The organism is Rhizobacter sp. P1_G5 (assembly GCF_056405435.1).
This window is the reverse complement of the sequence record NZ_JBFUCB010000138.1, coordinates 1-11,557: the sequence shown is the minus strand read 5'-3', so window position 1 is coordinate 11,557 and position 11,557 is coordinate 1. Positions and strand designations below refer to the sequence as shown.

The 11,557-nt window shown below is 67.7% G+C and carries 10 protein-coding genes; all 10 read left to right on the top strand.

Annotated features, from left to right (window positions below; genetic code table 11):
* Positions 1-1,041 (top strand): ATP-binding protein (locus AC1D12_RS12430; protein WP_477840683.1); only part of this gene is annotated, 1,041 nt, incomplete at its 5' end.
* 43 nt (positions 1,042-1,084) lie between these two features.
* Positions 1,085-2,452, top strand: a complete 1,368-nt coding sequence (locus tag AC1D12_RS12425) for an MATE family efflux transporter (RefSeq protein ID WP_477825819.1) — start codon at positions 1,085-1,087, stop codon at positions 2,450-2,452.
* Positions 2,453-2,573: 121 nt separating this feature from the next.
* Positions 2,574-3,260: a response regulator gene (locus AC1D12_RS12420; RefSeq protein ID WP_465112180.1), complete on the top strand. Its 687-nt coding sequence runs from the start codon at positions 2,574-2,576 to the stop codon at positions 3,258-3,260.
* A 139-nt stretch (positions 3,261-3,399) separates the two neighbouring features.
* On the top strand, positions 3,400-5,178 hold the full coding sequence (locus tag AC1D12_RS12415; protein WP_477840680.1) for a sensor histidine kinase: 1,779 nt from the start codon (positions 3,400-3,402) through the stop codon (positions 5,176-5,178).
* Between the two features lie 98 nt (positions 5,179-5,276).
* On the top strand, positions 5,277-5,969 hold the full coding sequence (locus AC1D12_RS12410) for a winged helix-turn-helix domain-containing protein (RefSeq protein WP_465112178.1): 693 nt from the start codon (positions 5,277-5,279) through the stop codon (positions 5,967-5,969).
* 121 nt (positions 5,970-6,090) lie between these two features.
* The gene (locus tag AC1D12_RS12405) at positions 6,091-6,384 is read left to right on the top strand and encodes an acyl carrier protein (RefSeq protein ID WP_465112177.1); all 294 of its coding nucleotides are present in this window, start codon (positions 6,091-6,093) and stop codon (positions 6,382-6,384) included.
* A 5-nt stretch (positions 6,385-6,389) separates the two neighbouring features.
* Positions 6,390-7,280 (top strand): acyl-CoA desaturase, encoded by an 891-nt coding sequence (locus AC1D12_RS12400; RefSeq protein WP_477840678.1) that lies wholly within the window; start codon positions 6,390-6,392, stop codon positions 7,278-7,280.
* 21 nt (positions 7,281-7,301) lie between these two features.
* Positions 7,302-9,083 carry a fatty acyl-AMP ligase gene (locus tag AC1D12_RS12395; protein WP_477840676.1) on the top strand — a complete coding sequence of 594 codons (1,782 nt, stop codon included), beginning with the start codon at positions 7,302-7,304 and terminating at the stop codon, positions 9,081-9,083.
* Between the two features lie 12 nt (positions 9,084-9,095).
* Complete coding sequence (locus AC1D12_RS12390) at positions 9,096-10,439, top strand: aminotransferase class I/II-fold pyridoxal phosphate-dependent enzyme (RefSeq protein WP_477827519.1); 1,344 nt, start codon at positions 9,096-9,098, stop codon at positions 10,437-10,439.
* Between the two features lie 32 nt (positions 10,440-10,471).
* Entirely contained in the window at positions 10,472-11,269 is a 798-nt protein-coding gene (locus AC1D12_RS12385) for an SDR family NAD(P)-dependent oxidoreductase (RefSeq protein WP_477840674.1), read from the top strand.
* Positions 11,270-11,557: the final 288 nt, after the last annotated feature.

Genomic DNA, 11,557 nt, shown 5'->3' with positions numbered 1-11,557 from the left:
TGGCCGGACACGCTGGTGGTGGCCGATGATGGCCGCAGCTTGCGCGAGCTGCCCGAGAGCTGGGTCGAGGCCTTGCTGCTGCTGCGGCCGCGGCCGGCGCCGCTGCTGGTGATCCAGGCCGAGATCGAGCCGGGCGGCTGGCTGCTGCTGGCGACGACCTTGCCGGATCCGTACTTCCTCGACAACGCGAACCCGCTGAGCAGCGACCGGCTGTTGCTGCAGGGGGCGACGCTGATGACGGTACTGGTTCTGGTGCTGCTGGTGGCGCGCAGCCTGACGCGGCCGTTGTCGCGGCTGGCGCAGGCGGCCAGCGAGTTCGGCAACGCGATGCACCCGAACCAGGTGCCGGAGACCGGCACGGTGGAGCTGCAGCGCACCGCGCGTGCCTTCAACGAGATGCAGGCGCGCATCCAGCGTTTCGTCGAAGACAGGGAGCGACTGTTCGGCAGCATCTCGCACGACCTGAAGACGCCGATCATGCGGCTGAAGCTGCGCACCGAGCTGCTGGACGACGACGCGGTGCGGGCCGATTTCCACGAGGACCTGGACGAGCTCGACATGATGGTCAAGGGCGCGTTGCAGAGCGTGAAGGACAGCGACGTGCACGAGAACCTGGCCGAGGTGCGGCTGGACCGGCTGGTGGAGCGGCTGACCTCGGCGGCGCTGGCCTCGGGCGCGAAGATCGCGGTGTCGCTGCCGCCGATCGCGGTGACGGGCCGGCCGCTGGCGCTGAAGCGTGCGCTGGGCAACCTGATCGACAACGGCCTGCGCTACGGCCGCGAGATCGAGGTCGGTGCCGAGCTGGGCGATGGCAAGTGCTCGGTGCTGGTGCGGGACCACGGGCCGGGGCTGCCGGAAGATTCGCTCGAGGAGATCTTCGAGCCGTACGTGCGGCTGGAGCACGGGCGGACCATGCATGCCGATGGGTCGGGGCTCGGGCTGTCGATCGCGCGTCGCATTGCGCGTGAGCACGGCGGGGATGTGCGGCTGCGCAATCATCCGGACGGTGGGCTTGTTGCGGCGCTGAGCTTGCCCGCTTGAGCGCAACACGGCAGTCAACGAACACTGGCATCATCCCGACCCCATGACCAGACCATCGATCGCCACAGACCAGCGCCCCCTGTGGCGCATCTTCCTCGCCTTCCTCGGCCCGATGATCGTCGGCAACGTGCTGCAGGGCCTGTCGGGCACCTTCAACGCCGTGTTCGTCGGCCAGATGCTCGGCACCCGGGCCCTCGCAGCGACCGCCGCCGTCTTCCCGATCGTGTTCTTCTTCATCACGCTGGTGATCGGCATCGGCGCCGGCGGCTCGGTGCTGATCGGCCAGGCCTGGGGCGCGAAGGAGACGCACAAGGTCAAGGCCATCGCCGGCACCGCCATCACGCTCGGCTTCGGCGTCGGCCTCGTCATCGCGCTGTTCGGCGGCGTGTTCACCGAACATCTGCTGCATGCCCTCGGCACGCCCGCCGACGTGGTCGACGATGCCGTCGGCTATGCGCGGCTCATGATGCTCGCGATGCCCGGGCTGATGGTGTTCATCCTGATCACGCAGCTGCTGCGCGGCGTCGGCGACACCGTCACGCCGCTCTACGCGCTGCTGCTGTCGACCCTCGTCTCGTGCGTGATGACACCCGCCTTCATCCGCGGCTGGGGCGGGCTGCCGCAGCTCGGCGTCACCAGCGCCGCCGCTGCGTCCATCGTGTCGTTCATCGCCGCCCTGCTCTACCTCCTCGTGCACCTGCGGCGCGCCAGGCACCCACTGTCGCCCGACCGCGAGCTGCTGCGCTCGCTGCGCATCCAGCCGCAGCTGCTGAAGCTCGTGCTGAAGATCGGCATGCCCACCGGCATCCAGATGGTCGTCATCTCGCTGGCCGAGATCGCGCTGCTCGCCCTCGTCAACCGCTTCGGCTCCGACGCCACCGCGGCCTACGGCGCCGTCAACCAGGTCGTCAACTACGTGCAGTTCCCGGCGCTGTCGATCGCGATCACCGCGTCGATCCTCGGCGCCCAGGCCATCGGCGCCGGCCGCGCCGACAAGCTCGGGGCCATCACCCGCACCGGCATCGTGCTCAACCTCGTGATCACCGGCACGCTGGTCGTCATCGGCTACCTGTTCTCGCGCCACCTGATGGCGCTGTTCATCACCAGCCAGCCGGTCATCGAGCTGGCCCAGTCCCTGCTGCACATCATGCTGTGGAGCAGCGTCGTGTTCGGCTGCGCGTCGGTCGTCAGCGGCGTCATGCGCGCCTCGGGCACCGTGCTCGTGCCGATGTCCATCTCGATCTTCTGCATCGTCGCGATCGAGGTACCGGCCGCCTACGGGCTGTCGCAGCGCATCGGCCTCGAAGGCGTCTGGTGGTCGTACCCGATCGCGTTCGTCTCGATGCTCGTGCTGCAGTCGGCGTTCTACCGGCTGGTGTGGCGCAAGTCGAAGATCGAGCGGCTGGTCTAGGCTTGTGCGTCACGTCGCAAAAAAGAACCTCCCATGAATATGTGAGCCCGCAGGCCCGGTTTGCCGCCAGGGCGCGCGCGCGCCTTAAGCTCCGGCCCATGAATCAGTCGAAGATCTAGCCATGGCAACACTCAGCTGGCGGGTAGCGCTGCTCGAAGACGATGCGGAAATTCGTGGCTACTTCGAGGAATGCGTCGCCGGCCACTCCTCGCTGCAGCTGGTGGCGTCATTCGGATTGCTGGCGCATGCGCGCGACTGGTTCGACTCGCACACCGCCGACGTGCTCCTGACCGACCTGGGCCTGCCGGACGGAAACGGCATTGACCTGTTGCGTCATCTGGCAACGACGCAGCCGGCTTGCGAAGTGATCGTGGTGTCGGTGTTCGGCGACGAGGACACGGTGCTGTCCTGTGTCGAGGCCGGCGCCGTGGGCTACATCCACAAGGATGCGACGCCGGCCGATGTGGCGCAGACCATTCTGGACGTCAAGGGCGGCGCCTCGCCGATCTCGCCGATGATCGCGCGCAAGGTGCTGGATCGCCTGCGCCAGACTGTCGCGCCGCGGGCCCCGCAGGCGCCCGATGCCCTGAATGCCGACCTGCTTTCTCCGCGCGAGGCCGAGGTGCTGGAGTTGATCGCCCGAGGCCTGTCGTACGCCGAGATCGCGCAGCTGAAGGGGGTGACGATGCACACGGTGCAGACGCACATCAAGAACCTCTACGGCAAACTGGCCGTCCATTCGCGCAGCGAGGCCGTGTTCGAGGCCAGTCGCATGGGCTTGCTGAGCAGCCTGAAATCCCGGGGCTGAGCCCGTGCTGCGCCCTTGGCTCCTTCGGTGCCTGGTGGCTTTGGCATTCCCCTTGTGCGGTACGGCGGACTCGACAGGGCCTGCGGGCCGTACGGCCACCGAGCCTGGTTCGGCGCCGGTTCTTGCGCTGGGCGGCGGCATGTCGCCCGTGCAGGTCACGCGGGTCGACGCGCTGGTCAGCGCCTCGCGCACCCCACCCGGCGGTGAGGCGCCCTGGGTCGCCGGCCGTCTGCCCGATGCCTGGGCGCTGTCGCGCCCGGCCTTGGAAGGCACGGCCTGGTATCGCTTCAACGTGCGTCTGGCGGGCCCGCCGGACGGGCCATGGGCCTTGCTGCTGCCGCGCGTCAGCATGAATGCCGACCTCTGGGTCAACGGTGTCCTGGCGGGACGCGCCGGACGCATGGACGAGGGGCTCACGCGGCACTGGAACACGCCCTTGCTGTTTCCGATTCCCGACCGCGCCTGGGTCGCCGGCGACAACGTGGTTCACGTCCGCGTGCGGGCGGCCGCCGGGCACCGCGGCGGCCTGGCGCCCATGCTGATCGGGACGGTCGACGCCATGGCACAGCGACATGGCGAACGGGTGTTCTGGCAGAACACGCTGGTCAGTGCCGCCAATGCGTTCGTGGTGGCCCTGGGCTTGTTCATCCTGTTCGTGTGGCTGCGCAAACGCGAATTGATGCACTACGGCTACTTTGCGGGTGGCACCATTCTTTGGGGTCTCAGCAATGTCGACATGACGATGCAGGACCCGCCCATGCCAGACGCGGCCTGGCAGTGGTTGATCGTCGTGATGAGGCTGTGGTCCATGATGCTGATCAACCTGTTCTGCCTGCGCTTTGCCGGGCGGCGCATCCCAAGCCTCGAAGCAGGCGCACTGGCGTTCTCGCTGCTCGCAGCGCTTGCCGTGGCCATSGCGCCTGCGCATGGCCAGGGCGTGAACCCTGTCCACGCGGTCTTGATGGTGCCCGTGCTGGGCACCGGCGGCTGGGCGCTGGTGCTGATGCTGCGCAGCCTGGCGACGCACCCGCAGCGCGACGGCCTCGTGCTCGTGCCGGTGGTGACGGCAACATGGCTGGCCGGAATACACGACCTGATGGTCGTCACAGGGCAGTTGCCGTTCGGGCACGTCCATGCGCTGCCTTACGTCGCGCCGGTGCTGGTGTCGGCACTGGGCTGGATGATCGCCGGCGAGCACAGCCGCGCACACCGCGCGGTCGAGGCGTTGAACGGAGACCTGACCGCACTCGTGCACGAACGCGAGGCCCAGCTGCATGAATCCCTGGACAAGCTGGCGCGCAGCGACCGCACGCTGGCGGTGGCTGCCGAACGTGCGCGCATCCTGCGCGACATGCACGACGGCGTGGGCTCGCTCCTGACAAGTGCCATGCGCCAGCTCGAAGGCGGACGAATCTCCGCCAGCCAGGTCCTGGAGTCACTGCGCGAGTCAATGAGCCAGCTGAAATTGTCCATCGACGCCATCAACCTGCCGGAGGGTGATGTCAATGCCTTGCTGGCCAGCCTGCGCTACCGGCTCCAGGCGCGCATCGAGGCCTCCGGCGTCGAGCTGCACTGGGATGTGAGGCAACTGCCGCTCTGGCCGACAGGAACCCACGACGCGATGCGCCACCTGCAGTTTCTGTTGTTCGAAGCGCTGTCCAATGTGATGCAGCATTCCCAGGCCACCACGGTGACCCTGGCCGCGCGCGGCGTGGCCACGGGTATCGAGGTGAGCCTCAGCGACGATGGCCTTGGCATGTCCGGCCACGAAGGCAACGGACTGCGCTCGATGCGGGAGCGCGCCGCGGCGCTCTCGGCCTCACTGAGCGTCGTGACGGGAGCCCACGGTACGCGCGTCGAGATTCTGTTGCCGGTGCCACCACCAGCGCAGGCGGCTTCGACGCCTGCGCGCCCCTGAGGTCGCGGGAGCCTGCAGACCTGAGCATCATTTCCCATGTTCATGGGAAGCGCCCCCTTGCAGACCGCGCGACGATGTTGCGCGAAGGAGGCCCATCGATGTTGCAGCAGTGCCAGTACGTCTTTCCGCCCTTCCGGCTGGATCCGCTCGACGCCACGCTGTGGCGCGATGAAGAACGCGTTCCCTTGCCTGCGAAGAACTTCGCGTTGCTGTCGTACCTGGTGGCGCACGCGGGACGCCTGGTCGCACACGATGAGATTCTCGACGCCGTCTGGACCCACCGATTCGTCAGCCCGTCCGTGCTCAAGGGCGCCGTGGCGAGACTGCGCGCGGCGCTGGCAGACGATGCGAAGCACTGCCGCTTCATCCAGACCGTCAACCAGCGCGGGTACCGCTTCGTGGCGAACGTGGACGTCTGCTGGCGTGGAGAGTCCTGGCCGGGCCCGAAGACCGGTGGCACCGGCGCCGGCAGGTCGACCCTGGTCGAGATGCTCCAGCGTCATCTGGAGCTTGCGGGAACACGCGCATCGTCCGGCCGCTGTGCGGCGCAGTTCGAACCGGAGCGGGGAGCCCAGCCGATCATCTGCGCCGACGAAGACACCCGCCGCGCGCGGGGCGGCGATGCGACGCTCACGGATCTTGGGAAACATCTGCTGAACGCGGTGACGTCGAATCGCGTCGTCTCCACCCATCCCGACAGCGGCCGAGGATCGATTGGCATCCCGGCGCCCTGGGCTGCGCTCAGCCTCGGCGACTGGTGCGCGCTCATCGAAGCGCTGTGTCGCGAATAGCCGGACGGCACGTGGAATGAACCCAAATGTGACCTCGACGAGACCTCCGGACACGGCTCGCGGCCTATCGTTGCGACACCCGCAGCGCCAGCCCGCCGGGTCTCAACCACGAGGAGTCGCCATGACGAACAAGAGTTTCTCGCTGCATGACGTGCAGGACTGCGTCATTCAGGCCCTGGCCAGGCAGGCAGGCTGCGAGGCGCTGGCCATCGGCCCGCAGCATTCGTTGAAGCACCTGGGCCTCTCGTCCATCGAGGCCACCGCCTTCGTCGGCCACATCGAGGAATCCCTCGACCTGATGCTGGACCTGACGATCCTGTACGAGCACGCCACGGTCGACAGTCTCGCCCGCTACCTTTTCGACCGGATGGCAGCCAGGACTGTCGCCGTGACCGCGCCGGCCTGCCTGGACTGAAGATGATGATCGTCGAGCCCCATCGCGATCTCTATCTCACCTTGCGGCCACAGGCGCACAGGAAGGAGCGGCTGGCGATCGCCGCGGCCGTGCTGGTGTCCACGGTCATGGGCCTTGCTGCCGTTCCGTACGCCTTCGTGTGGGGCGTGTYCGGCCTGGATGCAGGGCTCTTCGTCCTCTTCTACCTCGCCAGCGGATTGGGCATCACCGTCGGCTATCACCGCCTCTTCGCGCACCGCAGCTTCGCAGTGGGCCCGTTCTGGCGCGCGCTGCTGGCGGTGCTGGGCTACACCGCGGGGCAGGGGCCGGTGGTGTATTGGGTGGCACACCATCGCCTGCACCACGCCCGAACCGATACCGACTCCGATCCCCACAGCCCCCTCGACAAGACCGGCAGCATCAGCGCGCGATCGTTCCTGCACGCCCATGTCGGCTGGATGCTGATGAACAGGAAGGCCAACCCCGGCGTACTGGCGGCCGACCTGCTGAGGGATGCAGCCCTGGTGCGGATGGAGAAGCACTACCTGCGTGTCCATGTTGCCTCGATCCTGTTGCCCGGCGCCATCGCGGCACTGCTGACGGGGTCGCCGGCCGCCGCCGCGAGTGCCGTGATGTACGCCGGGTTCTTTCGGCAATTTGCGGTCCTGCAGGTGGTCTACGCGATCAACTCCGTCTGCCACGCCTTCGGAAGGCGCAGCCACGACACGGATGACGCCAGCAGGAACGTCTGGTGGCTGAGCGTGCCGTCACTGGGCGAGTCCTGGCACAACAGCCACCACGCGAATGCCGGGGCCGCCAATTTCGGCCGGCACTGGTACGAGATCGACATCGGCTATGCCGCCATCAGGCTGCTCGCCGCGCTGGGCGTGGCGACGGATGTCGTGCGCGTCAAGTGAACCTGGGCCGGAGATCGATTCATGGAGTCCAAGATGCCAGTGCGCAGCGCATTTGCAGAATCCCTGACCCAGCTGCTTGCAGCGCGGGCGCGCGAGTGCGGTGGTCGGGTGGCGTATCGATTCCTTGCTCGCGGCGACGCCGGCGATCCGCCGATCACCTACGGCGAACTCCACGAGCGTGCGCAGCGGGTTGCGGCTTCGCTGCAGGCGGCCGGCCTGCGCGGCGAACGCATCCTGCTGTACGTCGGCACGGGCGCGGATTTCGTCATCTCGTTCTTCGGGATTCTCCTTGCCGGCGCCGTCGTGGTTCCCTTGAGTCCGCCGCACCTGTCGCGTGCGCTCGCGCGCTCCGAATCCATCGTGCGCAACGCCGGTGCCAGGATGGCCATCGTGCCCGGCACCCTGCTGAAGCGATTCGTGCAACTGCAAGCGACGAACGAAGCCTTTGCCGCGCTGCAGTTGAGAACGCCGGACGAGCTCGAAGCCCGCACATCCGGCGGCTGGATCGATGCGGCGCCCCTCAGTGACTCGCTGGCCGTTCTCCAGTACACCTCCGGATCCACCGCGACGCCCAAGGGCGTATGCATCACCCACGGCAACTTCCTGCAGAACGCGGCGATGATCAGCCGGGCGATGGGCTTGAGCGAGCGCACGGTGGGCGTCAGCTGGCTGCCCCTGCACCACGACATGGGCCTGATGACCGGCGTGATCGGCCCGCTCTTCAATGGCTGTCCGATGACACTCATGCCGGCCGGCGCATTCGTGTCCGATCCGCTGATGTGGCTGCAGGCCCTGACGCGGCACCGGGCCACCGTCACCGGGGCGCCGAACTTCGCATACGAGCTGTGCCTCGAGAAGGTGCCTCAGGAGCAACTGGCCGGCCTCGACCTGAGCAGCCTCGAGGTGGCCTTCTGCGGCGCCGAAACCGTGTGCGCCGACACGCTGCAGCGATTCGCGTCGCGTTTCGAGGCGTGCGGTTTTCGCAGCCGTTCGTTCTTCCCGTGCTATGGGCTCGCCGAGGCGACCCTGATGGTGTCGGGCGGGCCTGAAGGCGAGCCGGCACGCGTCGTCAATGTGGCAACGTCTGCACTCGGGCAGGGCCGGGTCGCCGCCCCGCAGGCCGCCGAGCCGGCGCAACGGCTGGTGAGTTGCGGGCAGGTGCTGGCCGGACTCGACGTGGTCATCGTGGACCCGAACACCCTGCGGCCGTGTCCCGCGGACCGGGTGGGCGAGGTCTGGGTCCGGGGCAGCAGCGTTGCGCACGGCTATTGGGGCCTGCCGGAGGAAACCGAGCGTGTCTTCAACGCGCGGATTGCCGGCGATGCCGGCGCAGGATTCCTGCGCACCGGCGATCTCGGCTTCGTTCGAGACGGCGGGCTGACGATCGTCGGGCGCCTGAAGGAATTGATCGTCATCTGCGGCGTCAACCATCACCCCCAGGACATCGAGGCGACGGTCGAGACCTGCCATCCGGCGATCGGGCGGCATGCCGGCGTCGCGCTGCCGTTGGAAGAGAACGGACGCGAGTCGCTGCTGATCGTGCAGGAGATCAAGCGGACATGGCGCAGCGATCCGCAGCCCGTGCTCGACGCGATCATGGCGGAGGTCGCCCAGCGGCACGGCGTACGCCCCGCCGTCGTGGTGCTGGTCAGCCAGGGCAGCCTTCCCCGAACCACCAGTGGAAAGCTCCAGCGCAGTGCCGCGCACGCAGCCCACGTCGGCGGCCGACTCGACGCGGTCGCCCGCAGCGACCGGCCCGCCCATGAGCAGGGCCCACGGCATGCCCACCCCGTCGCCGCCTGAAAGGAACTTCACGTGCTGGATCAATCCGAGAACTGCAGCAGCCGGGTGGCGACGACGGCGCACGACGAGCACGACCGCCGCACGAAGGCCACGGGCCCGATCGACTCGCGGCATTCGAGCCTGCACGAGTTCCTTGTCGCTTCGCAGCAGGACACCTTGGCATTCGCCGAGCGCTTCGAGCAGTTGTCGGCGTATGTCGACGACCTGGTGCGCCGCAGGCACTACCACTACCGGCGAGTGAGAACCGGCGGCTCGGCAGGCCTCGCCAGGTTGCTGGACCGCGACAGCGGACGCGTCGTCGAGGTGATCAACCTGGCATCGAACGACTATCTGGACCTGTCCCGGCACCCGGCGACCATCGCGGCCAGCATCGCCGCGACCCAGCGCTACGGCGCCGGAACCAGCGCGTCGCCCGCCGCCATCGGCAACACCGATCTGCACGAAAGGCTGGAGCGAGAACTCGCCGCCTTCACGAACTGCGAAGCCGCGCTGCTGTACAGCTCCGGCTTCGGCATGAACTGCGGCGTCCTGTCGGCGCTGCTGCGGCGCAACGACCTCGCCATCGTGGACAGCTGCGTGCATGGCAGTGTCATGGAAGGCTGCCGCGGCGCACCCATGCGGACCTTCGCGCACAACGACCTCGACGCGCTCGAGCGCATCCTGGTTCGCTCGCGAAGCCAGTACGCCAACCGGCTGGTCGTCGTGGAGGGCGTGTACTCGATGGACGGCGACCTGGCGCCGCTGGCGGACATCGTCAGGCTTGCACGCCGCCATGACGCGATGCTGATGCTCGACGAGGCCCATTCCACCGGTGTGTTCGGCGCTCGAGGGCGGGGGACGGCGGAACACTTCGGCATCCTCGGCGGGGTCGACATCGTCGCCGGCACCTTCAGCAAGAGCCTGGGCAGCGTCGGCGGCTTCGTGGCGGGATCGCGCCGGCTGATCCGCTATCTCCAGATGGCGAGCCGGCACTATGTGTTCTCGGCATCCGTGCTCCCGTCCGTCGCGGCATCCGTCCTGGAGGCCCTTCGCATCCTCGACGACGAACCCTCGATCCGCGAGCGCCTGTGGCGAAACGTCGAGTACTTCGGACGCGGATTGCGTGCCCTGGGCTTCGACATCGGAGCCAGCGCCTCGGCCATCTTTCCCGTCATGGTCCGCGACGATCTCAAGGTCAAGGCGCTTTGCAGCTGCCTCTATGACGACGGCATCGTCGTCACGCCGGTCGTGTTCCCGGGGGTGCCCGAGAAACAGTCCCGCATCAGGCTGAGCGTGACCAGCGGACTCGAACCGAAGCAGATGGACCATGCCCTGGAGCGTCTGGCGCATCACGCCAAGGCGCTGCAGATCATCTGAGTACGTGCGGGCATTGCAACAAGGAGAATTCGATGGGTCGAATCCGTGATTCAGACACAGTCCTGATCGTCGGGGGGTCGCAAGGCATCGGCCTGGCCATCGCGCGGCGGCTGTGCATGCTCGACTGCCGGATCATCATCGCCGCGCGGCACGTCGCGGCGCTGGACCAGGCACGCGCCGAACTGGTCGGCATGTCCGGCTGCCGCGCCACCATCGAGACGCTTGTCGTCGACGTCTCCCGCCACGACAGCGTTCTGGCCCTGCGCGATGACCTGACCGCCCGGGTCGGCACGCCCACGCACGTCATCAATTGCGCGGGGCGGGCGGTCGCAGCCTATCTCGAAGAGCTGCCCCTGGAGGACTATCGCTCGATGATGGACCTGAACTTCATGGGCACGGTCCACCTCAGCCATGCGTTCCTGCCGCTCTTCCGCGCGCGCGGGAGCGGCCACCTGATCCACACGTCCTCGATCCTTGGTTTCGTGGGCACGTTCGGTTGGGCGGCCTATGCCGCGACCAAGTTCGCCGTGGTCGGCTATTGCGAATCGATCTACTCCGAGTACCGCAGGCACGGCGTCGAGGTCTCCGTGCTGTGCCCTCCGGCCACCCTCACGCCGGGATTCGACACCGAGAACAAGACCAAGCCGGCCGCGGTGCGCGAGGCCGAAGCGTGGATCGCACCGGTGACGGCAGACTACGTGGCACGCGTCCTCCTCGATGCCATCGCCCGCAAGCGCTTCATGGTGGTGCCCACGCCGAAGGGGCAGTTCCTCTACGGCGCCACCCGCTGGTTGCCGGGCCTCGTGCGCCGCCTGGCGGTGGCCCACTGATGACGGCACACCAGGCGTAACGAGAGGTAAAAGGATCTCGTGGAGCGGCCGCCGTTTCATGTGCGCCGCAGGCGGCGTGACGCCGCTTCTGCAGGGCACGGACGCCACGATGCGTCCCATGAACATGTGAGCGCGAGGAGCAAGGGGGAGGCGGACGTCCGTAGATATCGCGCTTAAGCTCCCGCCATGCAGTACGTCACGTCTTCCTTCGCCGAGTCGCCCAGGAAATGCCGATGTGATCGCCGGCGCCGCACGCGCCGGACCTGTTGATGACGAGGGGACGCAGCC